We start from the raw sequence: 24,514 nt of genomic DNA, 5'->3' as shown, positions 1-24,514 counted from the left end.
TCGTCACTGCGGGGGAAGATTGGTCGTGCCTGAAAGAAAGTTTGCAGTATCGGAAGTGCCGTCAATAACACAACCTATACTGCGACCCGACAAGCGACCGTTGCAATATTACAACAATTGATGTATTTAAGCAAAAAAGAGAAAATATTTTTCTGCAAGGCGTTTACGGGGCTAATATCCGTACACTTCCTTCACCTCTTCATCGGTCAAAGGTTCAGAAAGCTTGTACCATTTTATTGAGGCTCGGTCACCTTTGATGTCAATGGCGGCAATGACCCAAATGCGCAGTAAACCGCGTTTGTAACGGCTTTCGATCTGACGCATGATGTTGACCAAATAATCTTCGCGCCAAAATTCCGAGAGTGTTTTCATGATGTTATTCATATCTACATGCCGCCTCGCATACCGGCTGTTTATCACAATAATGGAATGGACAGCCTTTTAGTGAGGTTGAAGCTTTCATACCTGTTGCTACTTGATGTTGTGGTATTTGTGACTTAGATAGCTGCTTTTTACTTTGAATCAATTCGCTAATTCGAAGTAGCACATCCTGTGAAGTGTGCCCATCAAAGGGAAATTTAGCTTTCTCAACTTCCGGACATTTAAATAAATCCCAATCTTTTTCTTCATAATGATTGGATATCTGCCCACTTGGCAAAACAGCTACAACAATAAACCATCCACCTCCAAAACACTCATCTCCATCAAAGTGCTTTTTACTTTTATGAACCTCGTAAATACCCATACTTGCCCATTCATTAAATAGTGCAGCGTTGTAGATTTTCCTGAATTCATACAACTCATTAAACGTGTGGTAACCATCTGAATAATTACCCTTTGCATCAGAAGGCGTATTATCAATGCCTCTTTGAACTTCTAAAACAATACCATTCTGTTTCATGATTATTTGGGATTATGTTAAAAAATATATTATCGGTTTGAACTTGATCTGACTCTGTAGCCCTGCAATCGGTAATGCGAATAACTGCCGTAACGCCCCGCATCCATGGCGTGATCATCGAATTTGACGGGTTCTTCCAATTTAATACCTGTCAGTTTGTTTACTTTCCATTGATACCTCTTGATCTCCTTTTGGAGATTAGCGGAGTCTTCATGAATATAAAGGGGGTGGGCCTGTACATAGTCAATGCCGTCTTTGACCGACTTTTCAGCTTCCATGGCGTTGAATCCCGCATTTTGCAGATCAGTGATTTTCTCAGGGGCGGCACTGTCACAATAAATGGGAATATTTCTATCCTGTATGATATTGCCGAGGCGGTCAATGAGCTGCGGTGTATTCAATCCCGGCTCATAGAGTTTTTCTTCCCAAAAGTTGGTATTGTCACGCAGTCCGCAATGTACCAGAGATGATGCATTGTTATATCCAAAGTCAAGCCCGTATGATTCTTCGTCAAACCACACAGGCCATCCTGTACCCATGATCTTCCAGTGAACATAAATCTTGATACGGTTGGTACCCCGCTGACCTAAGCCAAAAACTGAGAAGTAATCAGGATCCGTATCACGAAGCAGCTCAATTTCCGCTACCTGCGCCTTTGGCAAATGCGGATTGTCTTTGTAGGTCGTAACAATGTGGGCGCAGTCGTTACGGGGCAAAACCTCATCGTAGATGTAGGAATCGGGCATTGACGGGTTGTAGTCAATGATGATCTTGGAGGTTGTACGAAGGATCAATTGCCGCCAGACTTCCAATGAGATTTCATTGGCTTCATTGATAAAGACAATGTCCCGCTTACGTCCCCTTACCTTTTGCTCATCGTCGATGCTGAAAAACTCAACATCATTGCGGCCGTAGTGATACTCGTTGTAGGTTTTATTATGATCGGACTTGGAATACATGCCCACCTCTTTGAGCTCACTGATAAAATCTTTCATCACCGAGCCTCGCAGGGCCGGGAATGTTTCGCGGGCAATGGAGATGGTCAGCCCGCTGTATTGAGAAAGACAGCGAATCAGAAAGTGAATGGCCCCAAAAGTTTTACCCGAACGAGTTCCTCCTTGAAGTGCCAATACGCGGTAATTGGCAATTTCTTTCTCTAAAAAGCGCAGATTGGGGTTATGGACGTAGTTACGAACCCCGACGTATTTACTCGTCAGGTCCATCGGCAGTTTCGTCTAAATTAGTGGATTTAAGCCATAGCGGTTTCGGCTTATCGTCATCGGGCTGTTTACCTTCGGGTTTTTCACGCCACATCTCAGGCTGACGGTTTTTAAGCCAGAAGATCATGGATAAAGGGTCGGGAGGAAAGTACTTTATAACCCGCTTGGAGACTACAAGCTTATCGGAAACAACAGGCTCGGGATGAGGATTATTTTCAGACGGTAAAGGTTGTTGATGTTTCTTGACCCGTTCAAAGGTCTCCTCTTCAAATTTGAATCCCTTCGCCCGTTTGAACAGGGAGGCGGCAATGGTGCCGTCAGCAATCATTTTCCCTCTTTTTATGGACTCGGAAAATTCCTTATGCTTTTTCTTCCATTCGTAGATGGTGTCTACATTCACCTCAAAGGCTTTGGATAAAAATACATCATCAGCCCCCAACAAGCAGTAATTGTAGGCTAATTTGACAAATGATCTGTCGTATTTGGTAGGTCGGCCGGGCATAGCCCAAATTTACATCAATTGTTGTAATTAATGCAAATGGCAGAGCGGGAATAAACAGTGCAGCGTTTGGCGTAAGACTATAATTTATAATAACGGTATTGACAGTTATGACACCGGTAACATTTAACCGGCAAAAAAGCCAGAAATGTTTGAACTAAAAACGGCCGGGAAGACCGTATAAAAGTTGTACTCTTACAGTTGGGACACTGCGTAGGTATAGCAGAACTTAGCGAAAACATATCAGAGGTTCAGAATTTATTCTTAAAAAAGGAGTATAGCCTCACCACTCATTAAAGATTCAGCAAAAAAGTAATACAGCATTAGTGCATGGCTTTTTGCCGATCAGCATGATTAGATTTTTATACATACGTAAAGTAACCTCAAAAAGATGCTTCTGTTAAAAAGAATCCTGAACATTTCCTGTTTGGGATTGCCGTTACCTAATCCATATACTGTACAATTGATATTTCTGATGGAATGGGAAGGTGTACTGATATGGCTGGGGTTCGGAGAATTTGTACGGGATATGTATTATAAGTATGCGCCATGAAAAGCCAATGAATAAGAAGTTTGGCAGCAATAAAAATCCCCGCCTGCAATGCTGACGGGGATTCGGTACAAATGTCAATTAAACAAAACTTCAATCAAGATATTTAATAGCCTTAATCAACCGAATGTTATTCAACTCAGCGATTTCCACTACGTTTTCGGGCGGGATGATTCCCCGCGCGATCCAGTTGGTGACAGTCTGTGTGTTGGGTATACCGAATCTGTCACAGTAACGCTTTACTGTCAGCCACTCTCCCAGATTGTAGACTACGCCGTTTTGGTCTAAGATAGCCTTTGCCTCTTTGATGGTCTCATCGGCACGGGCCATTATTTCTTTGAACTTCTGCCGATCAAATTCCTCTTTGCTCATAAAAATATAGTTAGTGGGGCCGGAGCCCCGTTGATTAGTCAAACATTTTGAGGAGTTCGTAGAGGATGTCGAGTTTTTCAAGTATCTCATTTATTTCCTCTTCGGTCATTTCCTCTTGGTCTCGGGTAAGAATCATTTCCAAATCCCTGATGTCCCGAATTACTTTCTTTTTTATTCCTTCATACATTGCCGTGTTGTTTTGTTTAATTGACTGTACAAATATAGGATTTGTTTCGTAACGAAACAAAAAAACGAAGAGATATTTTTACTGTTTTTTACAAAAATTTTCTGCACAAAAAAAGCCCCGTTTTAAGGAGCTTTTCAAATTCAAGACTTTTGTATATTACTTGTATATTACCGACACTTTTACTCTGCTTTATGGAAGACCTAAACAATTACCTGCTTGCGGACAAACTCTGTCCGATCACGGGACTGAGCATTACCATCGCACCATCCAAAGATCATCTGTTTGCCATCAGCTACATTATTGACGGCCTCAACCCGCACTGTACCATTCGAATTCTCGGAGAGGTTATAGTGAATAAACCGATCATGGATTTTCTTCGGAACGCTCAAAAATCGTTTGGGCACAATCTGGTCATGACTGATGCTGAGGAAATCATTATCACTTTGGAGAACTATTTGAACTTTGTGGCGCAGCTTTATTCGAATTAAGTAGATTTGGCAAAAAAATAATATCCTGACCATGGACTTTATTAAAGGACTCTTATTTCTGCTGTTTGCCGCTTTTGCAGGCCTTATAGCTTTTTTTGGAGTATGCGTGATATTCGGTTCTATTTATATCCCATTAAAACTTAGCATGACAGGCAGAGAAAAAATTGCAGTTGTTACTTCATCGCGCCTGGTAATGGCACATAGTCGTAATGGTGTAGAATTACCTGTTCGTTGGAAAATTCACTGTTCAGGAATACCATATCCAATACAGGGAGGATTGTTTTTAGATGAAGATAACATACGTATCGGCAAACGGATAAAAGTTCTGTATGATGATAGAATACAAAAAGCAGTATATGTCTACGGAGAATCCAGAAATGTTATAATGGTTTTGCTTTCATATACAGGGATTATCCTGTTGGTATTTATTGCATTTTTTGTTCAAATTGTACTCTTTGTAAAGTTATACATACATAGTATTTACATGCCAATATATAGTCATCTTGTGGTTAAGATCAGAGAGTTTCCCCAACGCAATTATTCATTTTATTTTACAATTATACGAGAGATTATGCCCTGTTTCATATCAATTGTTTTAATTTGGATAGTTACTTATTTTCTATTCAAAGGAATTCTGAGTGTTGAAGATTGGGGAATTATTGATAATGAGAATGCAGAGCTGGTATTAGGATTTGCATTTTTGGTGTGTTTACTAATATTTAATCTTGCCCCAAGATTGCTGATAAAACCGGTATTACTTTTGAGTGGTGAGCCTAATACTACGATTAAGTTTTTGAAAGAGTTAGTTAAAGTTTCTGTAGAAATTTTCTTTATTTATAAAATTCTCCGCTTTCTTATTGAGAAAGACCTTACCAAATTTGATAATTTTAAAGACTTACTTATGGAATTGGGTAGTCAAATTTTAGATATTTAATCTTTATTAAACTGCACTGCTTATCCATCACGCTATTGGGTTTTACATAAGTGCGATTGGACTCAGGGAAATTGATTGGATTCATTGTTTTGGTTGGTTTTAAATGATTTCGGTAATATTATTTGCGGCGTGATTCAGCATCGGCAGGCCACTCAACGATGTTGTACATTTCGCGCATTCGGTCGTAGACGCGCACGCCGTACATCTCCAAAAATTCATCCGTGGTGTTGTTGGTCGTTACGTGGGTATAGGGGCCCGGACAGTTGGCGTAGCGCAGCAGCAGGATCTCACCCATGACGTTTTTCTTTTTACCGAAGTTGATGCCCGTGTTTTCCGTGCCCAGATCATCGAATACCATCCCGAGTTTGGCATGCCCGAAATACTTTTGCAATCGGTTGGGATTGTCGATCAGCAGGGTATAATCATCAATGGCATGCGGGCCGTCCTTTTCGTATTCGTTGACTACTTCCAGCGTATCAGCGTACAGAAAGGGAATGCGGGGATTGTTGCAAAACGCTTTGATCATCGTCGATTTTCCTACGCCGGTATTGCCGAAAAGCATGATACTTTTTTGAAAGTCAAGTTCCTCGGTGTATTGGTTACGTACCCCGAAAAAGTAGGCGGTAAGCGTATGAAAAACCTTTTTGTCCTGCGGCAAAATCTCCAGACCCGACTGCTTCAGCACAAATCCCGTGTACTCATCAACCGATGTAAACACAGGATGAGCGGGCTGATTGATCTTTTGAGCGTAACGCTGCCTTTCCAACAGAAAATGTTTGGCCTTACGCGCCTGAAACAGGGCTTCGGCCATTTCTTCGTCCGTAAGCTCAATGTGTTCATAGTTTTTTCCAGCTTCCGGCTGTTCGTCCGTTGATCGGCTCTTTTCCCACTGGGCGGAGGCGGTTGTCTGAATGAGTTGCGGCGGGTTGGATGCGGTTGCCATTTTTGGTTTGAATTGATGATTTAAACTTTAATTTTCCTTTCTGTTCGTCCCGAACAATGAACTGATGGATCACTGAGGCCCAATTGCTTCGTTTGACAAAGGCGTCAGTGTCTTTGTGTGCCCATTGGTTCACCAGCGAGTAATAGTGATTTTCGTCAAGTTCCGGGTAACGCCCGGCAAACAGAGCATCGAACTGCGGTTTTTGAAAAAGCGGATCTTCCCGAAACAAATGATCGTCGTCAGAAAAGGGGGGAACACCCGGAACTTTGGGGGGATTTTCTTTTTTTTGCCCCTGCGGTACGGATGGATTTTCTTTTTTTGGAAAAATCAATTCCCATCGCACGCGCATTGCACTGCACTGTTTTACCTTTTGTTTTAAGCACTGTTTTAAATCCTTATATATCTTGAACCCCGACAAAATTGTCCGGGTTGGTATACCGGAAATGTCGGGGTTGGTATACCGGAAATGTCGGGGTTGAATGAAGCGGCGAGGCTTAACCCCGACAAAATTGTCCGGGTTGGAACCTGCAACAGGGACATTTTTGTCGGGGTTGTTTTCAGGGGCGACAAATTTGTCGGGGTTGCCTTTTACAGGTACCAAACGGCGATTTTTGCCCGTTGGGTTTTTAACGATCAGCACGCCCAGTGTGTCCAGCCGTTTGATCAGACGGCCCACGTTGCGGTCGGTCATGCGCAGAAATTCACACCAATAGGCATTGTTGGCATCGCAGTAGCCTGACCGCTTGGAAAGATAGATGATCTGTGAAAGCAGCACCGCTTCCGTAAGATTTAAACGTTTATCGCTCCAGACATAATCAGGAATCCAGACGCCCGAAAAGGACGGCTCCGGAGTGCCTTTGGCAGGGATGGGAAGGGCAATGGGGTTCATGACCGTTGTGTTTATACGTTGATTGATTAAAAACAAAACGACCCACAGCAAGACGGAACGGCGGGTCGTTGGAACAGGGTGAAGGTCATTGGACAATAGCAATGATTTGAGCATTGCCTGTCTTTTCGCCCGTAAAGCGGCAGTCCGGCGACAGACAGGCCATGACCTGTGCATTGTCCACCGCATTGACATCACACCAAGTGCAGTCATGGGCAGTAATGACGGCCCTTGCCTCATTGAAGGTATCAACGGTAGCCCGTGCCTCGCCGGAGAGATCAACAATGATTTGGGCCGTATCCCATGTTTCAACTATACCCTCGGTATGTTCGGCCGGTAGCACCGACACACGGGCATGTTGGGAGGCTTCCAAGTGAAAATTTGCCTCGCCTGAAGCCTTCAGCGTCACTTGGGCCTCCCCCTGCACCTCAAGGTACAGGCGGGCCGTTCCGCACAGAATCACTGTGCTGTCAGTGCAGAGACTGAGTCGGTGATTTCCATGCAGGAAAATGTGATGGTCGGCCAGCGTTTTTTCTCCGAGCAACTCCTCTGCACGCACGGCGATCACTAAGGTATCTTGAACGGCCGAATCTTTAATGACGGCAATGAGTTCGGCCTGAGCCTGAAGGGACAGGCGTTTGCGGGGAGTTCGGCGCAGTAAGCCGGCCGGTTTGTTGGCCGGAGAGGATTGCCATAAAGGCAAAATGTTGGGTGAGAGTTGCATGATGTTAATGATTGGAAGGTGAATGGATTAAACATGTTCCACAACTGCGGAAACCAAAAAGGGTACGGGCAGGTCAAGCAGCTCCATGGCTGTCTGCTGAGCCGCTTCAAATTCTTCTTTGGGGCAGGGGACGCATTTAAGCTCTGTAATGATCGTCGACGAAATGCGACGCCGTTCAATGATCGGATTGAACTCATACAGGCTGATGACCTTGACTTCGGTTTCGGAGAGCAGTTGAAAGAATTGCCCGCCGCCTTTGCTTTTTAAATACTTTTGCTTTTCCATTGGATGAATTTTTTTAGGTGTTAAATGATCGTTTCAGGGTCCGACAATAAGTTGAAATGCTCTTTTTGGCGGTCACGCAGGGCCAGCCATGCCGCGTAAACTTTGGCGATGATCTTTTCAAAGTCGCTTTCCGTTTCGGGAGCCGGGGAATACAGTTCGGCAACCGTCAGGTCATAGGCACGACTTTGTTCATAAAATTGAGTCAGGGATTCTTTAAAGGTCATGGTGTTATCAGCTAGAGTAGTGTGAATTAAAAGAGATTATCAAATGCGCCGTTTTTGGCCATGATGATAAGACAATGCACGACTTTGAGCATGGCGGCGATGAAGAACACCAAGACAAACGGCGTGAAATAGTCCTTTGGGCGTTTTGTGTACTTTTTCATCCGACCGGTTAGGTGATAAGGGCTGAAATTCCGTAGAGAACGGCGGCAACTGCGGCAAGGGCGCCAATGCCGCAAACAAGATGCACGATAAAGGCGGCTGCCATGTCGTCATCGGTGATAACCGGTTTTTGCATGCGTTTAGGGAGTTAGAGAGTTTTGAGAAAAACAGGGAAGGTCATTAGGAAAATGCAGGGGGACACAGTCCCCCGTTATTCCGATTATTCCTAAAAATTAACCTATGAAAAATCGTGTTTGGCGTCGGCGGCATCAAAGCCGTATTCGCCGCTTTCGTAGTAGTCTTCCAATCGGTGCGCTTCGTAGGCATTCAGCGCCTTTTTATCAAGGACAATCGGCCATGCATCACGTACCGACAGATCGTAGAACTCAGCTACTTCGATGGCTTTGTTGTAGCGGTCACGGGCGATCTCTTCGCGTTTTACCTGCGCCATGGTTTGTACTGACCGCAGGTTTTCGGCCCGACAGCAACGTATATCATCCTTGGTGATGTCAAAAAAACAGATCAGGGCTTTATTGGGCTTTTTTCTGCCCGTACCCCTGATGTTTTCAGATGATAAGGCTCTGACGTAGCGGCGGGTGAGCTTACCGTCCTCCACTTTGATAAATTCAACCCGGCAGACTTTGCCCATGCGCAGGTTTCTGCGAAGTTTAGCGGCAAGCGTTAATGACTTTTTTACTGACTTTTTCATAGTTTTAGGAATTAATCTATTAGATATGTGATTCTTACACCGTCTTTGACTTTCAGGGGCGGTGTTTCCCCTTTTATCGTTCGAGGTATTTCAGTACCTCACTTTCACGGATTCCGTAGGCTTTGCCGTCCACCGAAACGGTTTTAAGCTTCTTTTCCGCAATACGGCGGTAGATGGTCTTGGTGCTTTTGCCGAGGCGTTTGGCCGTTTCCTCCACCGTCAGAATGCGGTCCAATTGAGCGGGCTTTTTATGGCCTTCCAAGATTTTGATGCGCGCTTCCAGCGCGTCCACCCTGTCAATTTTATCCATGATGGCGGCGTATTGCTGGGCGGTAAGCACAACAGCGGTTTCGGGGGTAGTGGTAGCGGCTCCCATGGCGATCAGGCTGTTACAGACTTTTTGATATGCTTCTTACGGAGCTCCTCTTCGTATTCGTCGATCACCTGATTTTGCGCCGTTAAAATGCGGTCCATGGTAGGCACCAACACACTGCTTTTTCCGGTCACAGCATCGTTGTAGGTGTTTGGGGAGAGCCCTGCACGTTCGAGGACGACAGATACTTTTTGATAGCGAACCAATAGTTTATGCCGTTCGCTCAATTCCGCTTGTAGTTGCTCAATCGTTGTCATATATTTGAACTATCAAATGATTTATAGTACAAATATAGGTAAAAGGTCATAATAATTCCAAACATTAGGACATATTTTTCTTGTAAAAGGTAATATTTATTTATCCACCCCCCTTAAATAACATGCAAACCATTGAAATGCAGATGCTTACAGTAGGAGAGAGATTGAAACATTTACGCGAAACCCTTGGATTTAATCAAGTGGAATTCGCTGAGCGCATAGAAATGGAACAATCCTATCTATCTAAACTGGAAAAAGGACATAAAGGATTAGGTAAAAGATTATTAAAGGACATGATTAGCACATTTGGCTTTAATGGGGATTGGCTTATGACCGGGGAAGGGGAGATGTTTTTAAAGAATACAGGCGAAATAAAACAGGAGATGGGTGATATGACTCAGATAATGGGTGGCCCCAGAGGTGTGACGGCATATATCCCTGAACGGCTTGTTAAGATACCACTGATTGACATAAATGCACGCGCTGGTTTTGTGGAGAATTTGGATAACTATCAGGAATTTATTTCTGACTTTATTTATATCGAACCCGAATGGGGCGTAAAATATGACAATGCCATTTCCGTCACTTTGGATGGCGACAGCATGGAGCCCACCATGCAGCGGGGAGATAAAGTATTGGCGTTTTTTCAGGAAAACGCTGAATGGGAATACCTGAATCCGGGAGTTTATGCCATCGTATACAGAAATTCGTTTGTCATCAAACGGATAGTAAAGAACACGCTTCAAAATACCGGCCAATTAGAACTCATCTCAGACAATAACATTCACGGCCCTATCACAGTCAAAATTGAAGATATAAAGGCAATATGGAAAGTGACTGATCTTATCAGGAGAAGAATACACTAGAAATTGCATGATTTAAAAATCTCTACCTCGCTATGTTACTCTTTTTTGGTTGGATAATAGGGGCATTTATAATGGGCGCTATTGGCAATAATCGCAAAATAGGCTTTTGGGGTTCATTCCTTTTATCGCTTTTCTTCTCCCCGCTCATTGGGGCAATATTCGTTGCCACCTCCAAGCCGCTTGATGAAATACCCAATGGGCCGCGCCAGCAATCAGCATCCGAAGCTGAAGAGTTAAAAAAGTGGTTTAAACTTTATCAGGAAGGTGTTATTGATGCAGAAGAGTATCACAAAAAAAGAGAAAGAATAATCAATCGGTGATGGCTGGTAAAGTTGTATTTATTGAAGTTTTTGTCTTTAAAACTCCACGGGATTATCTGAAAAATATATAACTATTCCATGAAAAGACTTTTTACACTTCTTGTTTTGATAAGTATTCAGTCTTATGGACAGATCAATATACAGACTTATCAAAATAAGTCCGTGACAATTACACCAAAAGGGCTACAGGGTGGAACGGGCAACTTGGTACAAAGCAGCATAGCAATTGGTGATGATGCGCTTTTGTCAAATACATTTGGAGCTTCAAATATTGCCATTGGCCATTACGCACTACAGAAAAACACAATTGCAAACTTTAATATTGCCATTGGTACAGATGCCCTTTTTTCAAATACCGGGGGGTATTTTAATACTGCCATTGGATATGAATCACTTTTCAGAAATACAAGCGGATCCTCTAATGTTGGCATTGGGGATGAGTCGCTTAATTTCAATACTACAGGGTATAACAATACCGCGCTGGGAGCAAACTCTTTACACAATAACGCCATTGGCTACAATAATACAGCTATTGGCAATACCAGTCTTTATTATAGCACTAAAGGCAGCTTTAATACCGCAGTGGGTGGAGGTACACTATATTTTAATCTTACAGGCTACAGCAACACTGCAATAGGAACCGTGGCAATGTATAACAACATTAATGGTGTACGAAACGTAGCAGTTGGTGATTCATCTCTTTATTCTAATTTAACCGGAACCAATAATACTGCAATAGGGACATTTGCGCTTTATGGCAACACTAACGGTCATAATAATACTGCCAATGGATATTATGCGCTTTATAATAATTCCGGTGGTAGTCAGAATACTGCCACAGGAACCTTTGCCCTTTCTGCCAATACAAGCGGTGTGTCTAATACAGCCATTGGTTATCAATCGCTTTCTTCCAACAAAACGGGGAGTACAAATACCGCTATTGGACAAAGCGCTCTTTTTTCCAATACTTCAGGAAGCTCAAATACAGGAATTGGATCTGTGTCACTTATTTATAATACCTCTGGATATGAAAATACAGCTACCGGGGGCAGGTCTCTTGTTTATAATAAGACCGGCAATGTAAATGTTGCCAATGGCTATGAATCATTAGGGTCAAATACAGAAGGCAGTTGGAATACAGCCATTGGACACTCGGCTCTTCTTAAAAATACCATTGGTGGACAAAATACGGCCATTGGGTATTTCTCGGGAGAAAACTGTGTTTCTGGCTACAATAACACCTTTTTGGGTTATTATGCAGGAACATCAATTCCCGAATCTTATAATGCTACAGCAATCGGCGCCAATGTGACCGTAAACGCGTCCAATAAAGTTAGAATCGGCAACTCGGATGTGACTGTCATCGAAGGTCAAGTTCCCTGGTCAACCCCTTCCGACCGTCGCCTGAAAGAAAACATTGCTTCTACTGATCTCGGCCTGAACTTCATCACCCGACTTCAACCCGTTTCCTACAACTACATTGCCGATAAGACCCATGTACGCCATGACGGCTTTATTGCGCAGGATGTCGAGAAGGTAATGGATGAGCTGGGCATTGAATTCAGCGGGCTGAAAAAAGCCGAAGATGGGACGTATTCACTGGCGTATTCCGATTTTGTCATGCCGCTGGTGAATGCCGTCAAAGAACAGCAAAAACAGATTGAAACCTTAAGGACCCAAACACCGGCACAGATAAAAGAGTACAACATCGTCACCCGAAAGAACGGCTATGATCTGAAAGAGGCGGTAAACAAAGCCATTAAAGAAGGATGGCAACCCATCGGAGGTTTGACCGTCTATGTCAATCCCTCAGACGGCAGTACGAATTTCGCTCAGGCGGTTGTGAGGTAATTACGGGTGGCGGCGCTGGTGAAGATGGTTAGTTCGAACCGGTAAATTCTAATTTCTTAGATACATGAATTTTGCAGAAAGAATGGGCTATGTACAGCCAAAGGGTATTCAAATAGACAGTATTGATGACGGTCTTAGAAATAGACTTTGGAATGTACTTATGGTACGTCTGATTAACAAATTAGGTTCTTATGAATTGTCACCACAAACGCCCTACGATCAGCGCGAGTTATTTGTAGAAGCATTTTTTTTTAAAATATGGGACAGTTTTCTAAAGCAAAAACATGTTGTTTATTTGCCCAACGAGCAAGTAGTCAAATATATGGAGGTCTACTTTTATGATAAATCTGTCTGGTATAAACCAATTCTTTTAATTGAATTTTGTATAAAATTAGCAAACCCTAAACTTGATATATATTTATTTATTGCAACTCTAAATCAGGTTCTTATTGAAGAAAAAAGCGGCTTCAGGCTTATCAATGGTCAATTTGCGCCTATTACCAATGATTCAGAGATATCATCTATAAATGAAGCTACACAGCAAACGAAACAATTTTCTTCGCTGGAAGCCTGTAACACCCATTTAACTGCCGCACTGCAATTACTGTCAGACAAAAAGAGTCCGGATTATCGCAACTCCATCAAAGAATCCATTTCAGCGGTTGAGGCAGCAGTAAGAACGATCACTCAAAAGGATAAATTCTCTGACGCCTTAACAGAGTTCAATAAGAAAGCACCTATTCACGGATCATTGGTCAGTGGCTTTAAAAGTTTATATGGCTATACCAGTGATGCGGCCGGTATCCGCCATGCCATTATGGATGATACAAACTGTGATCTTGACGATGCGAAGTACATGCTCGTCTCTTGCAGTGCTTTTATCAATTATTTGATCGGAAAAGCTTTAAAGGCGGGCATTTCACTTGGAGGGGAGAAGTAATTCAATGTAGTAATTGCCTAACCTGCATCCGGTCTTTTTCAGCCTATAACGTTCACTAAAGTCCAGTCCATGCAAACGAATGTTTTTAATGCAAAAGCCATGACCCGTAAAAATACGAAGCCAGAAAAAGCCTTTTTGATCGCTTTTAGTCCAATAAACCAAGTCGCTTAATTTCATTTTTTTGACTCTAAATTAACACTAAATACCGAATACAACAATTGATGTTTTAAGGTAGGTATAAGTATTAATAAATACCGACAAGATGATACAGGTAACACTGACACCAGAAGAGGGAAGGTAGTCATTGGCGCTGCTTAACTATTTGGAGACGTCGGAGTTTGTGAAAGTGGCCTACCCCACGACCACCGTTACGGCGGAAGCACCCGAAGAAGATACCATTATCAACGATACTGCGCACGGCTTCGCCATTGGCAACGCCTCAGCCGACCAAAACCACTGACATGACCACAACACATTTACCCGACACTTCCAAAGGCGAAAAGATCAAAGCCATTCGTAAGGCGCTCGGTCTGACACAGGCGGAATTTGCCAAAAAAATCGGAACGGCCCAAAACGTCATTCCTGCCTTAGAGAAAGACAAGCGGGCGTTGGGGCAGCGGGTCATCAGTGACATACTGACAACGTTTGCCGTCAATCCCGAATGGTGGGAGAGGGGAACAGGGGGAATGTTTTTAAACGACGGCCTTCAAAAGCTGATCGTAACGATCAACCCTATGGAAATATCGTTGGACGAGCTGAAAAAGATAAAGGGAATCAAATTGGTAAGTATAGTAACATAATCGTTTTTCCAATGAAAATACAGGTACGTATTTTGACCTTACTGATTTTGATCGTGTGCAACGTCTGTTCGGGATGTTTGAAGCCTTTTTTTCCTCCCTGCCCTTCCGACTGGGGTCAGAGAAATGTAACGGCAAACAGTATTGAGATCACATGGGCCGGAGTGGGAAAGATTAGCGGCTACCGAATCTACAGAGATGGAAATGTGGTCGCAGAACTTCCCCGCGATGCTACTTCCTACGTGGATAAAAACCTGAAAAGTAAAACCATGTACCTCTACAAGGTCAAACCCTATACCGGTGACCATGAAAGCGAGGATTGCGGTGTGACGGGAATTATTACTTTGTAATGGTTAGCGTTAAAAATACCCTAAATGAAGCCAAAAATGTCGTGAAACACGCCTTTCTCTACCCAATACCCGACCTCATTAATTTTGCTTTCACTTAAACTATTATAAATCAATCAATTATGCACAGTTTATGTGTCTCGCCTTCGTCACAAAACCCCGTTATCGGCAACGATAGCGGGGTTTTTGGCGTTATTGGCAAAAAATAGGCTCAAAACAAAAAGGGATCAAAACCAAAAGTTGTGGAGAGCGTTGGATTTTTCTAGGTTTGTGTTTTAATCTAACGTACTTACTTTGGAGAGTTTTCTTCCTATCGTTCACATTCAGTTGCTGTTGCCCGAGTTTCTTCTTGAAAACTTTATTTTGATTTCCGTTAACAAACAAGACGATTGCTTTCATGTTCATCTGGAAGAAAAGAACGCTTCTGCTAACGACCCGGTACGGTCAAGTTTGTTCGCCAAAGGTTTCTTTCCGACCATTACAGTCCAAGATTTTCCCCTTCGCGGACGTAAGGTTAAGCGCCGTAAGTGGCTGAACACCATGACTGGTAAAGTTGTATATCAAGACTGGACAGAAGTAGAAAAAGGAACGCGGATGACGAGTGAATTCGCACGGTACGCCGCTGAGGCTTTTTTTTAAGAAAATCACTCAATACCAATCCCAATAGTGCCCATTCAATTGAGAACTTTTATGACGTTAAGGGCAGGGATTTGCTACGCCACTACCGTCATTTTTAGAGTGGTTTTAAAGACTGCAACCAAAGAAGTCATGCTGCAAAATGGCTTTTATACCCCCAAAATTTGGGTACCCACTTACCTTTTGATGAGACCTCGCTTTCTAACGGCGAACTTTATACAATTGTGACTAACAAAGCAAAAGCAGCTAAAGGGCGTAAAGTTTCATTGGTTGCAATGGTAAAGAGCTGCAAACTGCCCAGTCTTTGAAATTTTGAATAAAATTCTAGGGTATATTGATTATCAATTAGTTAGACAACATAAAGGCAGTGTTGTAATTGATTTTTGTAAATCACTTATGTATAATTTTCCTTTTGAAGGAATCTTAACTCCTTTGAGTATCTGATAGAAAGCTTCTGCTTTAAATATTATGAATAATTTACAGGTAAATTCTTCTAAAGACTTATCATTAATAATTGCTGATTTTGAAAGAAAAATTGGCATTATCGGCCATGGGGATGATCAATGGGTTGCAGGTGTACAGTATATTCAAAGCCTAATCATTGGCAGATTTTTGCTTCAACATAAAGAAAATACTCTGCTTTTTTTACACCGCGACTTTCACAACCCTAATGATTATAATAATGTAAAGGACTTTGTTCATCAAGTCCAAACGTTCAACCTTTTCTATGGTTCGAGTTATCCTTTATTAAAAAAATGGTTGGCGGCAGGCAAAAGACTTTTGAAAAATCAAAAGCCTTTATTTCCGGAAAACAATTTACCATCAATGTTAGAATGCGAAGAAATTGATATAATATTTCCCGCGAATGGATTACTCTCCAGAAAATATTCACAAGCCAAACGTATTTGCTGGATTCCTGATTTTCAGCAGCTTCATTTTCCGGAGTATTTCGGTTTTACTGAAAAAATATTAAGGTATCGGGCATTCCGCAAAATGGTCAAGTTGGCAGATAAAATTATTTTAAGTAACCGGGTAAGTTACGAAGATGCCTGTAGGATGGCACCAAGTTCAGCTCATAAATTTGAAATAATGCCATTTACAATGTATTTAGGCAGTAATTGGAGAATTATAGACAACGATCAAATATGTAGGAAATATGATGTTCCGGAAGATTATCTCATGTTTCCCAGCCAATTTTGGAAACATAAGAATCATATGACTTTATTTCTGGCCATATTGTTGTTAAAACGCAGAGGATTAAAAATAAACCTTGTATGTACAGGTTTGTTTTATGATCCCAGATTTCCAAATTATTGCAAGGAGTTACAGTCTTTTGTCAACAAACATGAACTGAAAAGCCAGATATGGATACTTGGCTTATTGCCACGTATAGACCAAGTTCAACTTATGAGAAAGGCAAGAGCTATTGTTCAGCCTTCATTGTATGAAGGCTGGAGCGCATTGCTTGAAGATTGTCGTGGTTTAGGTAAAGTAGTTTTTGTATCTGATATTGTTATGCACAGAGAGCAACAACCTGATAATGCAATTTTTTTTGACCCCGGAAAACCCGAGCAATTGGCTGATTTGATTGATGATCATTGGCAACAGATTGTGCCCTCTATTGGTACTGTACATGAACAGAAGGGGGAACAATTAAACCTTGATGGTTTAAAAAGATTTGCACAAAAATTTTCCGATATCTGTAATACCCTTCCTTAACTATGAAGATTATAGATAATACTTTAGGTAAAAAATATCTCCTTATGTGGAGAACAGAGAGTATCTTTTACAATCAGCAACGAAGAAAACTTTCAGAAGAATGGAATATGGTTCGTTTTACGTCTCTTCCGTTCCCATCTGAGCCGAATTTAATAAATAGTTCACTGGTAAAAAAATTGCCTTACCTGAACAATTCATTTGACGCTATCTACAGTTTTCATGTATTTGAGCATTTATCTTATGACGAGGGCTTATTCGCTCTTAAGGAAATGTATAGGGTAATGAAACCGGGTGCTGTCTGTAGAATATCTACTCCTGATCTCCTGTTTTTTTCTAAGGAATATATTAAGCAATTTGAATTGTACCTTGCTAACCCTGAAGATAAATTACAGAGTTTCAGATATTATTGGGCATCGTTCAACGTAATTGATCAAGCGGTAAGAAAAAAATCGGGTGGCAGAATGGTAGAAGCACTTAAAGCTTTTAATATAGATAGAGATTATTTGAAATTTGTAAATGGAGATTCCCTAAATTTTTTGCTTGATGCAGGTCACCATGATCAAATGCCGGATTCTGCCCGTAAACCTGCTTACTTTAACGGCGCCCCTGCTTCGTTTACCTTTAGAATAAAAAAAATAGTATATGCCTTCATTCGTAAAGTAATTTTGAAAATATCTCCATTGCCGAATATTGAAATCCATAATGAACGAAACAGATGGCTATATGACTCTGTTTCTCTGAAGAAACTATACTTGGAAGCAGGCTTTGTAGAAATAAAGGTACAGGACTATAACACTTCCGATATTGAAGGATGGGAACGTTACAACTATGATAAATCTACAGCAGGAGATTATCCTCTGGAACCATCGCTGTATATGGAAGGAAAAAAAGGAGTTTAAAGGTTATTTATAAAATAACTGTTTTGAAAAATAGCTATCGGTATTGTCTGTTTCCGGTTCACTTTACTCATTGCTTCTTATTGTTCGACAACAGGAGTTAGTTCAATAATTTTATCAACATTTCCTCCATTACTGGTGCAGAGATATACTTTTCCATTGGGGGCAATGGCAATATCTCGCAGGCGGCCGAATTGATTCACAAAGTGCAATGTAGGGGCTCCATCAATTGTATTCCCATCAGCACTGAGTTTGAAACTGTACAGGGTTTGATTTTTTAAGGAAACCATCAACAAACGATTTTTCCAGTCCGGGTAGGCGTCGTTATTATAATAATCCAACCCACAAAATGCCCAAGTAGCAGTATTACCGGAAGAAAAGATAGGCTCAATAACGGAATTTGCAGTACAAAATGTGATTTCCGAAGGTGTATCACAGGAACCTTCCACATCAGGCCAACCGTAATTACCTGCTTTTCTAATAAGATTTATTTCATCTTCAATCGCTCCCCCATGCGACGAACAATACAATTTTCCGTTCGCATAGACCAAGCCCTGAGGGTTTCTGTGGCCTATGCTCCATACAGGGCTCCCTATGGTTGGATTATCATTCGGAATAGATCCATCCAAATTGATTCTCAGTATTTTACCGCTTAAACTGGTATTGTCTTGTGGCAAAGGTGTATATCCGGCATCACCGGTTGTTATATATAATTTTAAATCAGGAGTAATAACAAGCCTGCTTCCATTATGATTAATGCCACCGGTAATATTCTGTAGAAGAACAAGACGGCTAGCCAGTGTATGATTGGAACTGTCATAAGTAAAACGAACAATTCTTTCAAAAACTCCTCCCTGCAAGGTACTATAATTGTATATAACATATACATACGGGTTAAGGACAAAATCAGGATGTAATACCATACCCAGCAATCCTCCTTCTCCATAGGAAAGTACATCCGGAATGGTAGTCAAGACCTCAACTGCGCCGGTTTGTGGATTAACCCTGCTGATTTTGCCGTCTTTTTCGGTCATCCAGATAAAATTGTCGGGTCCCCAAAGGATTTCCCATGGAAATTGTAAACCTGTTGTTACTTCCACAGGTATCAATTCCAACTTTTTACCGGTAAATGCTTTGAATACACTTCCTGCTTTGGCTTCAAAACCGGGATTCAACTGCACATAATTTTGAGCTTTAAATTGCACACCTGCATCGGGTTCGATACGACCGGAGCCCGTAATATAATTATTTGATATGTACTGATAGCCACCCATTGAAACACTGGATGAAACAACTATGTTGCTGCTGTCAGTAGCAGTAATTAATCCTACCTCTACCGGTACACTATTGGATGGTCCACTGCTCATTGTACTGTCGCTGCAGGTCGCCGTAAACCGTGTAGTTAACCTGGGGGCAACATTAATGGAAGTACCGGTCTGACCGGTAGACCAATTGACTGTTCCGATGCATCCGGAAGCTGTTAGGGTGACATTGCCGCCGTAGGTAATAAAAGCCTCTGTAGGCGAAACCGAAGGAGCAACCTGACAAAACCCGTTAATAATACAAAACAGAAGAGCAAAGAAAAGAAGCGTTTTCATAGGCCTGTATTTTTGCATATACATAAGATACGATTTCTTGTACTGCAGAGATTTTTGTAAATATTGATTTTGTGTAAAGAGCTTTAGCGCCCGTTTATAGAAAACAAAAATCCAAATGGCGTACCAAACGGATTCTAAATTTTATTCACATTATGAATAATTCGTATAGATATATACGGCGTTGATTTACAAAAGGTTGTGTTCTATTTTGATTTATTTGGAGGCTTTGAAGAAAGCTTGATAACTTTTGCTGAGACTTACAATATAGGAGTTGCTAATAGCTATCTTGTATTGGTCAAGATATTTCAACCAAGGAGTAAGATAGATGATAGCGGAAAAATACCCAACTATGATCACTTTCACATTGGAATATATTTAAGTAGATTTTTAGTTTATTTGTATATTTTTTGTCTTTTGAGTATATTAATTACCTCGATAACAGGTAAAAAAGTAGAGTAACTTATAAGAAATAACCAAGATTATACTTTGGCTTTTCAAAAAGGTCGGACAATAAATGTTCAGTTAATCATTTGATTTTGAAAATATTAAGAGAAAGTGATGATTGGTTAAGTTTTTAATGCGTTCACTCTTTAAAGTGCCGTTTTTATTCATTTGAGGTTTTTGGTATATAAATGCCTGCTTACTTTGTACTGAGAAAAAGCCATTTTACCCTACTTCCCTTATGAAAATCAAAACTCTTATTTTGCGGGGCATCGCCGATGCTGTGCTTCCTTTTTCCGACATCTTCAAAACTACCGAGTATGATGTCTATCAGGTTACCGGCACCGACCTTGCCAAATTGCCAATGGTTACTTCAACTCTTTGTCCCGATCTGATCCTGTGTGAAGAACGGCTGCTTGAGGCTTTGTTTGGGATGGAAGATAGATTACCGAAGACTCTGCCTTTTATCTTTTTCGGCGTTGGGCAGGCGGCTCCTCAATTACAGCTCACCAACAGGCCTGTGGCTCACCTGACGGCACCATTCAGATTTGGTGTTTTGGATGCGGTGGCAAAGCTGATGATCGATTCGGAAGTCTCGCATTAAAACATTGACGTTTGTACTTCCTCCTTCTGAAAACAATCAGTAAGCATTAATAAAAGGGTTTTAATAGACTTATTCAGGCGTGCTGTTGCCGGCGGGCGCAAACCGATGCACTATTAAGTTTGTTTACCTATAAGCAATTATGCGCGGTTTGTGTGCCGTGCTAAGGTATAGCAACTATAAATTTTTGATTTATAGTTGTTGATATAGGTGCATTGCTTCCATTTGAACCTTAAGCAGAAGATAAAATACTTGTAACCCCAGCGTGTTGAACTCCCTGCTGTTTAGCACAAATACTCTATTTTTCTAAGATGCCTGTAAACCTGCCATTCCCCATTTGGTTCAATTGCTTCCAAAATTCCTCAATTTTTCCCAAAAAATATACCGGCATATTTTTTTTGCACAATTAATTTCGATTTTCTTTTAAGTACTTCCGTCACACACTTTGGCAGATGCAAAAAACTGTACCTCTCTATTCCGAATGCGATCTGGTTGCTCTACTGGTCAAAAAAGACATTCGGGCTTTCAGTTATTTATATGACAATTATTCGGCTGCTATGTATGGGGTTATATTCAAAGCAGTAGGCAATGAGGAAACTTCTCAAGATTTGCTGCAAGATGTTTTTGTGAAAATCTGGAAAAATATTGATAGATATGACGCAGGCAAAGGGCGGCTTTTTACTTGGATGCTAAATATTGCACGTAATACTTCTTTCGATCATTTACGCACAAATCGCCATGAAATTCTTGAATTGAGCTCAATTAATGATATCGCTGCAAACAATCAAAATGTCTTCTTTGGATTTGATAATAATGATGTGAAAGAACTGGTTTCAATGCTTAAAAGTGAACAAAAAATAATCATTGAACTGGTTTATTGGCAGGGGTATACTCATGAAGAAGCCGCAGAACGTTTAAAATTGCCCTTGGGAACAATAAAAACAAGAGTAAGAACCGCATTAAGAAATTTGCGATTTATTCTATTGCCACCACCTACTGCGGTGCTTTGTTGAAAATTGCCAAACACCAAATTTGTCGATGGTGGTGTTCCGTTCTATGTTTCCTTCAGTATAGTAATTGAAGTAATTAATCAAAATTTTACATCTGTATAAAACAAAATGAACCCACATGGTGGTGACAGGTAGATTATACATGTTATTAAAAAATATTTATCGGGCTTCCTATAACTTCAGCCCGGTGTAAATGTGCTGCAAACATATTGACGCAGGATTTTAACCACCTTACCATCATTCGAATAGCGATAAGTGTTTTAATGCCCGTAACAAATGGTATTATTTAGTGTTTCTTTATGAACTTTATAGTTATTGTTGATAAAAGATAAGCTATAAAGTATATTTATACACTGCGTCCCTGCACTAATATCAACGTTATGAAAATCAAGCTCCTTGTTTTGCAGGACACCTCCGGTGTTCCGCTTCCTTTTACTGATAGCTTCGAATCTTCCGAGTATGATGTCTACCGGGCAACCGGTGCTGATGTTGACAAATTGACGACGATTGTTAACCACCTGCAACCTGATTTGATCCTCTGCGAAGATCATTTTTTTAAATCAATGTTTCATATTGAAGAAAAATTACCGAAAAACATACCGTTTATCTTTTTTACCGTTACCGGGCAGGTTGCTCCTCAGGTGCAGGTTAATGATAGGCCCATCGCTTATCTGACTTCGCCTTTTGAATTTAACGTTTTGAATGCGGTGGTAAAACTAATGGTTGGCCCGGAAATACTTCGTTAGATCATTCGGGCAAAAGGAGGGGTAAACCCGTCAAGGCGGCTATATGCTTTCCCGCTCTTCCCATTTTAAAAAAAGCACCTCTCCGTCTTTTTCCACCTCAAAGTGTAAGTCAGTGAAAATGTCTTCGACCGGTAAGTCAAAACCCTGTACCCTGAAGATCAGGATTGTATTCTCGGTTTTATACAATTCAAAGACTGCGAACAGTCTACGTGCCTTTTTAAAATATTCCTCTTTGGCCAAGATGGCTTTGGTCCTTACGAGCGCCATGAAAAATGGAGAAGTTATTTTTGCGCGCAAGTAACACAAAAAGGTATATTAAATAAACAAAAAATAACCGTTTGATAACTATTTTATAGAATATAAGTAGAAAAAATAACTTCCTTCTTTTAGAGGCTAAAATTAAAAAGGTGTAGATTATCGTATGATTGCCTACTGTATTGTCGAAAGCATAGAATCATCTGAAACTGCTTTGGGAACGCAGATTGTGTTGTTGAAATTTCAAACCTTTATGGATAATGATACCAAGCCGAAGACAGAAGGCAATGGTTTTTAAGGCGAAGTTTAGATACTTCGCCCTAAGAGTGTACCGATAGGGACAGCTTGGTGAGATTGCCTCTTAATTTATCAATGATCTACTGCTGAATATACGTCGAGCCGCTGTTATAAAACCGTAAATCAATAAGGTCGGGAGGCAATGCTTGAGTGTTCCAATGGCGGTGAATGCTTAAAGCTGCGCCTAACGATGTAGCTTGCGCTACGGAGGCGGCAAATATTTCCATATTGGGAAAAGCCGCTGCGAGGAGGTTCATATAAATGGGATTCTTGCCAAAGCCTCCATCTACAAACATACGCTTCACGTTTGATTCGGTCAGTACCAATCCGGTAGATATAATTTGTTGATTAACAATGTCTAATATCAATTGATGGTAGGCCTGTTCGTACGATTCAAAACCTGTCAAATCGCGTTGGCCGAAGAGACCTTCGGTCATGGGCGGTTTGGAAAGATGCTCAAAATCAATGCCATCGGTTTTTTTGCCCGCTTTTAACTCATTGATCATACGGGCATCGTAGGTGACGGTTTTGTAATGGTCTGTATCTTTATTAAAATGCGATGCCAGTCGTTTCGTCTGTTGCTCATGTTCGTATCCTGCAAACAGCCGCGATGCTTTGACGGGCTTGCCGTTGTATTGCATATAGCACAGGCAGTCATACTGAAGCTCTTCGTCGGTCAGTGGTGTATGGTTGAAAGGGTTGAGACTGATGCACCATGTACCCGTTGAAATCAACACAAATGGCTCCAAAAAACTAACGAGATACGGAATCAACGCCGATGAGCTGTCGTGCAGGCCAATTCCTACCAGGCGGTTCTGTCCGTTGATGGATTTTGTTACTACTTTATCACCCGGCTCGGTGGGAGCCAGCTTTTCTAAAATATTTTCCTGATGTACCCAATCATGGTAAGCGTTATTGTCAAAATCCCAGAGGTTGGTATGGCAACCGATACTTGTGATGTCGGAAACGTATTGGCCTGATACTAAGTAGCCTACATACTGAGGCAAGTGCAGGGAATACTTGATTTTGGCAAGTACCTCCGGCTTTTCGTATTTCAGGCGATAAATGATCATCCCCGAATTGAGGCTTCCCAAAATGGGAGAGGCCGTGCGGCGGGTAAATTCCTGCTCACCGCCATAAGTATCGTAAAATTGCTTTTTGAGCAATTCGGGGTAAGGCTTAAGGTAATTATATAACGGTAGAACGGGTGTTCCATCTTCCCCTACATGGACCAAACTGGCTCCATAAGTCGAAAAGTTAATGGCTTTGATGTCGTATTCTTCCAAAGCCAGAACTTCCTGAAGCGATTCATCGACCCACGAAGTCAGCAATGCCACATCTTCGCAGGGATCGCCGTCTTCGTCGGTAGTCTCGGGGAACTGTCCTGATTTTTCAAGAACGATCTTATAGTTTTCGTCAAAAAGAAACAGCTTTTTGTTGGTTTTGCCGATGTCTATTACGGCACAAACGGGAACTTTCATAA

The 24,514-nt window shown here is 41.4% G+C and carries 35 protein-coding genes; 16 read left to right on the top strand and 19 right to left on the bottom strand.

The genetic code is table 11. The features are described 5' to 3' along the window. Nucleotides 1-171: 171 nt before the first annotated feature. The 4 genes from ACQY73_RS16585 to ACQY73_RS16570 are packed head-to-tail and all read right to left on the bottom strand — an operon-like array spanning nt 172 to nt 2,623. The gene (locus ACQY73_RS16585) at nt 172-372 is read right to left on the bottom strand and encodes a hypothetical protein (RefSeq protein ID WP_428668080.1); all 201 of its coding nucleotides are present in this window, start codon (nt 370-372) and stop codon (nt 172-174) included. A 4-nt stretch (nt 373-376) separates the two neighbouring features. After that, entirely contained in the window at nt 377-901 is a 525-nt protein-coding gene (locus ACQY73_RS16580; protein ID WP_428668078.1) for a hypothetical protein, read from the bottom strand. A 29-nt stretch (nt 902-930) separates the two neighbouring features. Further along, entirely contained in the window at nt 931-2,124 is a 1,194-nt protein-coding gene (locus ACQY73_RS16575; RefSeq protein ID WP_428668076.1) for a PBSX family phage terminase large subunit, read from the bottom strand. After that, nucleotides 2,108-2,623, bottom strand: coding sequence for a terminase (locus ACQY73_RS16570; protein WP_428668074.1), 516 nt, complete (start codon nt 2,621-2,623; stop codon nt 2,108-2,110). The genes ACQY73_RS16575 and ACQY73_RS16570 overlap by 17 nt, the downstream gene beginning before the upstream one ends. Nucleotides 2,624-3,011: 388 nt before the next feature. Here ACQY73_RS16570 and ACQY73_RS16565 point away from each other — a divergent pair, with 388 nt between their 5' ends. Then, nucleotides 3,012-3,173 (top strand): hypothetical protein, encoded by a 162-nt coding sequence (locus tag ACQY73_RS16565; RefSeq protein WP_428668072.1) that lies wholly within the window; start codon nt 3,012-3,014, stop codon nt 3,171-3,173. A 90-nt stretch (nt 3,174-3,263) separates the two neighbouring features. Here ACQY73_RS16565 and ACQY73_RS16560 read toward each other — a convergent pair whose 3' ends face one another. Both ACQY73_RS16560 and ACQY73_RS16555 read right to left on the bottom strand, forming a co-directional pair. Next, on the bottom strand, nt 3,264-3,542 hold the full coding sequence (locus ACQY73_RS16560; RefSeq protein WP_428668070.1) for a helix-turn-helix domain-containing protein: 279 nt from the start codon (nt 3,540-3,542) through the stop codon (nt 3,264-3,266). 34 nt (nt 3,543-3,576) lie between these two features. Beyond that, complete coding sequence (locus ACQY73_RS16555) at nt 3,577-3,729, bottom strand: hypothetical protein (protein WP_428668068.1); 153 nt, start codon at nt 3,727-3,729, stop codon at nt 3,577-3,579. A 191-nt stretch (nt 3,730-3,920) separates the two neighbouring features. Here ACQY73_RS16555 and ACQY73_RS16550 point away from each other — a divergent pair, with 191 nt between their 5' ends. Then, the gene (locus ACQY73_RS16550) at nt 3,921-4,217 is read left to right on the top strand and encodes a hypothetical protein (RefSeq protein ID WP_428668066.1); all 297 of its coding nucleotides are present in this window, start codon (nt 3,921-3,923) and stop codon (nt 4,215-4,217) included. 31 nt (nt 4,218-4,248) lie between these two features. After that, nucleotides 4,249-5,151 (top strand): hypothetical protein, encoded by a 903-nt coding sequence (locus ACQY73_RS16545; protein ID WP_428668064.1) that lies wholly within the window; start codon nt 4,249-4,251, stop codon nt 5,149-5,151. Nucleotides 5,152-5,269: 118 nt separating this feature from the next. Here ACQY73_RS16545 and ACQY73_RS16540 read toward each other — a convergent pair whose 3' ends face one another. The 10 genes from ACQY73_RS16540 to ACQY73_RS16495 all read right to left on the bottom strand — a co-directional run bounded on the left by ACQY73_RS16540 (nt 5,270) and on the right by ACQY73_RS16495 (nt 9,711). Further along, nucleotides 5,270-6,094: an AAA family ATPase gene (locus ACQY73_RS16540; protein WP_428668062.1), complete on the bottom strand. Its 825-nt coding sequence runs from the start codon at nt 6,092-6,094 to the stop codon at nt 5,270-5,272. Beyond that, on the bottom strand, nt 5,988-7,097 hold the full coding sequence (locus ACQY73_RS16535; RefSeq protein WP_428668060.1) for a hypothetical protein: 1,110 nt from the start codon (nt 7,095-7,097) through the stop codon (nt 5,988-5,990). The genes ACQY73_RS16540 and ACQY73_RS16535 overlap by 107 nt, the downstream gene beginning before the upstream one ends. Further along, nucleotides 7,069-7,704, bottom strand: a complete 636-nt coding sequence (locus ACQY73_RS16530) for a hypothetical protein (RefSeq protein WP_428668058.1) — start codon at nt 7,702-7,704, stop codon at nt 7,069-7,071. Before ACQY73_RS16530 ends, ACQY73_RS16535 begins: the two co-directional genes overlap by 29 nt. A gap of 27 nt (nt 7,705-7,731) precedes the next feature. Then, nucleotides 7,732-7,989 (bottom strand): hypothetical protein, encoded by a 258-nt coding sequence (locus ACQY73_RS16525; RefSeq protein WP_428668056.1) that lies wholly within the window; start codon nt 7,987-7,989, stop codon nt 7,732-7,734. 20 nt (nt 7,990-8,009) lie between these two features. Then, nucleotides 8,010-8,213 (bottom strand): hypothetical protein, encoded by a 204-nt coding sequence (locus tag ACQY73_RS16520; protein ID WP_428668054.1) that lies wholly within the window; start codon nt 8,211-8,213, stop codon nt 8,010-8,012. Between the two features lie 26 nt (nt 8,214-8,239). After that, nucleotides 8,240-8,374, bottom strand: coding sequence for a hypothetical protein (locus ACQY73_RS16515; protein ID WP_428668052.1), 135 nt, complete (start codon nt 8,372-8,374; stop codon nt 8,240-8,242). 8 nt (nt 8,375-8,382) lie between these two features. Then, nucleotides 8,383-8,508 carry a hypothetical protein gene (locus ACQY73_RS16510; protein ID WP_428668050.1) on the bottom strand — a complete coding sequence of 42 codons (126 nt, stop codon included), beginning with the start codon at nt 8,506-8,508 and terminating at the stop codon, nt 8,383-8,385. Between the two features lie 102 nt (nt 8,509-8,610). Next, on the bottom strand, nt 8,611-9,081 hold the full coding sequence (locus ACQY73_RS16505) for an SH3 beta-barrel fold-containing protein (RefSeq protein WP_428668048.1): 471 nt from the start codon (nt 9,079-9,081) through the stop codon (nt 8,611-8,613). A gap of 73 nt (nt 9,082-9,154) precedes the next feature. Continuing rightward, complete coding sequence (locus tag ACQY73_RS16500; RefSeq protein ID WP_428668046.1) at nt 9,155-9,457, bottom strand: helix-turn-helix transcriptional regulator; 303 nt, start codon at nt 9,455-9,457, stop codon at nt 9,155-9,157. Between the two features lie 5 nt (nt 9,458-9,462). Then, a complete protein-coding gene (locus ACQY73_RS16495) occupies nt 9,463-9,711 on the bottom strand; it encodes a hypothetical protein (RefSeq protein ID WP_428668044.1) in 249 nt (82 codons plus the stop codon). A gap of 122 nt (nt 9,712-9,833) precedes the next feature. Here ACQY73_RS16495 and ACQY73_RS16490 point away from each other — a divergent pair, with 122 nt between their 5' ends. The 10 genes from ACQY73_RS16490 to ACQY73_RS16445 all read left to right on the top strand — a co-directional run bounded on the left by ACQY73_RS16490 (nt 9,834) and on the right by ACQY73_RS16445 (nt 18,086). Further along, entirely contained in the window at nt 9,834-10,577 is a 744-nt protein-coding gene (locus ACQY73_RS16490; protein WP_428668042.1) for an XRE family transcriptional regulator, read from the top strand. A 32-nt stretch (nt 10,578-10,609) separates the two neighbouring features. Then, entirely contained in the window at nt 10,610-10,897 is a 288-nt protein-coding gene (locus tag ACQY73_RS16485; protein WP_428668040.1) for an SHOCT domain-containing protein, read from the top strand. A 78-nt stretch (nt 10,898-10,975) separates the two neighbouring features. Then, a complete protein-coding gene (locus tag ACQY73_RS16480) occupies nt 10,976-12,748 on the top strand; it encodes a tail fiber domain-containing protein (protein ID WP_428668038.1) in 1,773 nt (590 codons plus the stop codon). A gap of 64 nt (nt 12,749-12,812) precedes the next feature. Further along, complete coding sequence (locus tag ACQY73_RS16475; RefSeq protein ID WP_428668036.1) at nt 12,813-13,688, top strand: AbiJ-NTD4 domain-containing protein; 876 nt, start codon at nt 12,813-12,815, stop codon at nt 13,686-13,688. Between the two features lie 322 nt (nt 13,689-14,010). After that, on the top strand, nt 14,011-14,148 hold the full coding sequence (locus ACQY73_RS16470; RefSeq protein ID WP_428668034.1) for a hypothetical protein: 138 nt from the start codon (nt 14,011-14,013) through the stop codon (nt 14,146-14,148). A 1-nt stretch (nt 14,149) separates the two neighbouring features. Beyond that, nucleotides 14,150-14,488, top strand: coding sequence for a helix-turn-helix domain-containing protein (locus tag ACQY73_RS16465; RefSeq protein WP_428668032.1), 339 nt, complete (start codon nt 14,150-14,152; stop codon nt 14,486-14,488). A gap of 11 nt (nt 14,489-14,499) precedes the next feature. Then, nucleotides 14,500-14,835, top strand: a complete 336-nt coding sequence (locus ACQY73_RS16460) for a fibronectin type III domain-containing protein (protein WP_428668030.1) — start codon at nt 14,500-14,502, stop codon at nt 14,833-14,835. Between the two features lie 291 nt (nt 14,836-15,126). Then, the gene (locus ACQY73_RS16455) at nt 15,127-15,471 is read left to right on the top strand and encodes an ISAon1 family transposase N-terminal region protein (protein ID WP_428668028.1); all 345 of its coding nucleotides are present in this window, start codon (nt 15,127-15,129) and stop codon (nt 15,469-15,471) included. Nucleotides 15,472-15,936: 465 nt separating this feature from the next. Beyond that, nucleotides 15,937-17,187, top strand: a complete 1,251-nt coding sequence (locus ACQY73_RS16450) for a glycosyltransferase family 4 protein (RefSeq protein ID WP_428668026.1) — start codon at nt 15,937-15,939, stop codon at nt 17,185-17,187. Nucleotides 17,188-17,189: 2 nt separating this feature from the next. Beyond that, entirely contained in the window at nt 17,190-18,086 is an 897-nt protein-coding gene (locus ACQY73_RS16445) for a class I SAM-dependent methyltransferase (RefSeq protein WP_428668024.1), read from the top strand. 77 nt (nt 18,087-18,163) lie between these two features. Here the strand turns inward: ACQY73_RS16445 and ACQY73_RS16440 are convergent, their stop codons facing one another. Further along, nucleotides 18,164-19,681 carry a PQQ-dependent sugar dehydrogenase gene (locus ACQY73_RS16440; RefSeq protein WP_428668022.1) on the bottom strand — a complete coding sequence of 506 codons (1,518 nt, stop codon included), beginning with the start codon at nt 19,679-19,681 and terminating at the stop codon, nt 18,164-18,166. A 682-nt stretch (nt 19,682-20,363) separates the two neighbouring features. On the opposite strand from ACQY73_RS16440, the gene ACQY73_RS16435 reads away from it, so the two are divergent. From ACQY73_RS16435 to ACQY73_RS16425, 3 genes are all read left to right on the top strand, one after another. Then, nucleotides 20,364-20,726, top strand: coding sequence for a hypothetical protein (locus ACQY73_RS16435; protein ID WP_428668020.1), 363 nt, complete (start codon nt 20,364-20,366; stop codon nt 20,724-20,726). Between the two features lie 449 nt (nt 20,727-21,175). After that, nucleotides 21,176-21,736: an RNA polymerase sigma factor gene (locus ACQY73_RS16430; RefSeq protein WP_428668018.1), complete on the top strand. Its 561-nt coding sequence runs from the start codon at nt 21,176-21,178 to the stop codon at nt 21,734-21,736. Between the two features lie 377 nt (nt 21,737-22,113). Beyond that, nucleotides 22,114-22,479 carry a hypothetical protein gene (locus ACQY73_RS16425; RefSeq protein ID WP_428668016.1) on the top strand — a complete coding sequence of 122 codons (366 nt, stop codon included), beginning with the start codon at nt 22,114-22,116 and terminating at the stop codon, nt 22,477-22,479. A gap of 39 nt (nt 22,480-22,518) precedes the next feature. On the opposite strand, the gene ACQY73_RS16420 is transcribed toward ACQY73_RS16425, so the two are convergent. Both ACQY73_RS16420 and ACQY73_RS16415 read right to left on the bottom strand, forming a co-directional pair. Further along, entirely contained in the window at nt 22,519-22,746 is a 228-nt protein-coding gene (locus ACQY73_RS16420; RefSeq protein ID WP_428668014.1) for a hypothetical protein, read from the bottom strand. Between the two features lie 365 nt (nt 22,747-23,111). Then, nucleotides 23,112-24,512: an FGGY-family carbohydrate kinase gene (locus ACQY73_RS16415; RefSeq protein WP_428668012.1), complete on the bottom strand. Its 1,401-nt coding sequence runs from the start codon at nt 24,510-24,512 to the stop codon at nt 23,112-23,114. Nucleotides 24,513-24,514 lie beyond the last annotated feature (2 nt).

It is taken from the genome of Runella sp. (assembly GCF_965279615.1).
In the GTDB taxonomy this organism is placed as follows: Bacteria; Bacteroidota; Bacteroidia; order Cytophagales; family Spirosomataceae; genus Runella.
The sequence above is the reverse complement of the archived record's forward strand: the minus strand, read 5'-3'. Positions and strand labels throughout refer to the sequence as shown.

Excerpts from the sequence above, each read along its gene's own strand:
- ACQY73_RS16585 (WP_428668080.1), bottom strand. The coding sequence starts at position 372 with ATGAAAACACTCTCGGAATTTTGGCGCGAAGATTATTTGGTCAACATC.
- ACQY73_RS16580 (WP_428668078.1), bottom strand. The coding sequence starts at position 901 with ATGAAACAGAATGGTATTGTTTTAGAAGTTCAAAGAGGCATTGATAAT.
- ACQY73_RS16575 (WP_428668076.1), bottom strand. The coding sequence starts at position 2,124 with ATGGACCTGACGAGTAAATACGTCGGGGTTCGTAACTACGTCCATAAC.
- ACQY73_RS16570 (WP_428668074.1), bottom strand. The coding sequence starts at position 2,623 with ATGCCCGGCCGACCTACCAAATACGACAGATCATTTGTCAAATTAGCC.
- ACQY73_RS16565 (WP_428668072.1), top strand. The coding sequence starts at position 3,012 with ATGCTTCTGTTAAAAAGAATCCTGAACATTTCCTGTTTGGGATTGCCG.
- ACQY73_RS16560 (WP_428668070.1), bottom strand. The coding sequence starts at position 3,542 with ATGAGCAAAGAGGAATTTGATCGGCAGAAGTTCAAAGAAATAATGGCC.
- ACQY73_RS16555 (WP_428668068.1), bottom strand. The coding sequence starts at position 3,729 with ATGTATGAAGGAATAAAAAAGAAAGTAATTCGGGACATCAGGGATTTG.
- ACQY73_RS16550 (WP_428668066.1), top strand. The coding sequence starts at position 3,921 with ATGGAAGACCTAAACAATTACCTGCTTGCGGACAAACTCTGTCCGATC.
- ACQY73_RS16545 (WP_428668064.1), top strand. The coding sequence starts at position 4,249 with ATGGACTTTATTAAAGGACTCTTATTTCTGCTGTTTGCCGCTTTTGCA.
- ACQY73_RS16540 (WP_428668062.1), bottom strand. The coding sequence starts at position 6,094 with ATGGCAACCGCATCCAACCCGCCGCAACTCATTCAGACAACCGCCTCC.
- ACQY73_RS16535 (WP_428668060.1), bottom strand. The coding sequence starts at position 7,097 with ATGCTCAAATCATTGCTATTGTCCAATGACCTTCACCCTGTTCCAACG.
- ACQY73_RS16530 (WP_428668058.1), bottom strand. The coding sequence starts at position 7,704 with ATGCAACTCTCACCCAACATTTTGCCTTTATGGCAATCCTCTCCGGCC.
- ACQY73_RS16525 (WP_428668056.1), bottom strand. The coding sequence starts at position 7,989 with ATGGAAAAGCAAAAGTATTTAAAAAGCAAAGGCGGCGGGCAATTCTTT.
- ACQY73_RS16520 (WP_428668054.1), bottom strand. The coding sequence starts at position 8,213 with ATGACCTTTAAAGAATCCCTGACTCAATTTTATGAACAAAGTCGTGCC.
- ACQY73_RS16515 (WP_428668052.1), bottom strand. The coding sequence starts at position 8,374 with ATGAAAAAGTACACAAAACGCCCAAAGGACTATTTCACGCCGTTTGTC.
- ACQY73_RS16510 (WP_428668050.1), bottom strand. The coding sequence starts at position 8,508 with ATGCAAAAACCGGTTATCACCGATGACGACATGGCAGCCGCCTTTATC.
- ACQY73_RS16505 (WP_428668048.1), bottom strand. The coding sequence starts at position 9,081 with ATGAAAAAGTCAGTAAAAAAGTCATTAACGCTTGCCGCTAAACTTCGC.
- ACQY73_RS16500 (WP_428668046.1), bottom strand. The coding sequence starts at position 9,457 with ATGGGAGCCGCTACCACTACCCCCGAAACCGCTGTTGTGCTTACCGCC.
- ACQY73_RS16495 (WP_428668044.1), bottom strand. The coding sequence starts at position 9,711 with ATGACAACGATTGAGCAACTACAAGCGGAATTGAGCGAACGGCATAAA.
- ACQY73_RS16490 (WP_428668042.1), top strand. The coding sequence starts at position 9,834 with ATGCAAACCATTGAAATGCAGATGCTTACAGTAGGAGAGAGATTGAAA.
- ACQY73_RS16485 (WP_428668040.1), top strand. The coding sequence starts at position 10,610 with ATGTTACTCTTTTTTGGTTGGATAATAGGGGCATTTATAATGGGCGCT.
- ACQY73_RS16480 (WP_428668038.1), top strand. The coding sequence starts at position 10,976 with ATGAAAAGACTTTTTACACTTCTTGTTTTGATAAGTATTCAGTCTTAT.
- ACQY73_RS16475 (WP_428668036.1), top strand. The coding sequence starts at position 12,813 with ATGAATTTTGCAGAAAGAATGGGCTATGTACAGCCAAAGGGTATTCAA.
- ACQY73_RS16465 (WP_428668032.1), top strand. The coding sequence starts at position 14,150 with ATGACCACAACACATTTACCCGACACTTCCAAAGGCGAAAAGATCAAA.
- ACQY73_RS16460 (WP_428668030.1), top strand. The coding sequence starts at position 14,500 with ATGAAAATACAGGTACGTATTTTGACCTTACTGATTTTGATCGTGTGC.
- ACQY73_RS16450 (WP_428668026.1), top strand. The coding sequence starts at position 15,937 with ATGAATAATTTACAGGTAAATTCTTCTAAAGACTTATCATTAATAATT.
- ACQY73_RS16445 (WP_428668024.1), top strand. The coding sequence starts at position 17,190 with ATGAAGATTATAGATAATACTTTAGGTAAAAAATATCTCCTTATGTGG.
- ACQY73_RS16440 (WP_428668022.1), bottom strand. The coding sequence starts at position 19,681 with ATGAAAACGCTTCTTTTCTTTGCTCTTCTGTTTTGTATTATTAACGGG.
- ACQY73_RS16435 (WP_428668020.1), top strand. The coding sequence starts at position 20,364 with ATGAAAATCAAAACTCTTATTTTGCGGGGCATCGCCGATGCTGTGCTT.
- ACQY73_RS16430 (WP_428668018.1), top strand. The coding sequence starts at position 21,176 with ATGCAAAAAACTGTACCTCTCTATTCCGAATGCGATCTGGTTGCTCTA.
- ACQY73_RS16425 (WP_428668016.1), top strand. The coding sequence starts at position 22,114 with ATGAAAATCAAGCTCCTTGTTTTGCAGGACACCTCCGGTGTTCCGCTT.
- ACQY73_RS16420 (WP_428668014.1), bottom strand. The coding sequence starts at position 22,746 with ATGGCGCTCGTAAGGACCAAAGCCATCTTGGCCAAAGAGGAATATTTT.
- ACQY73_RS16415 (WP_428668012.1), bottom strand. The coding sequence starts at position 24,512 with ATGAAAGTTCCCGTTTGTGCCGTAATAGACATCGGCAAAACCAACAAA.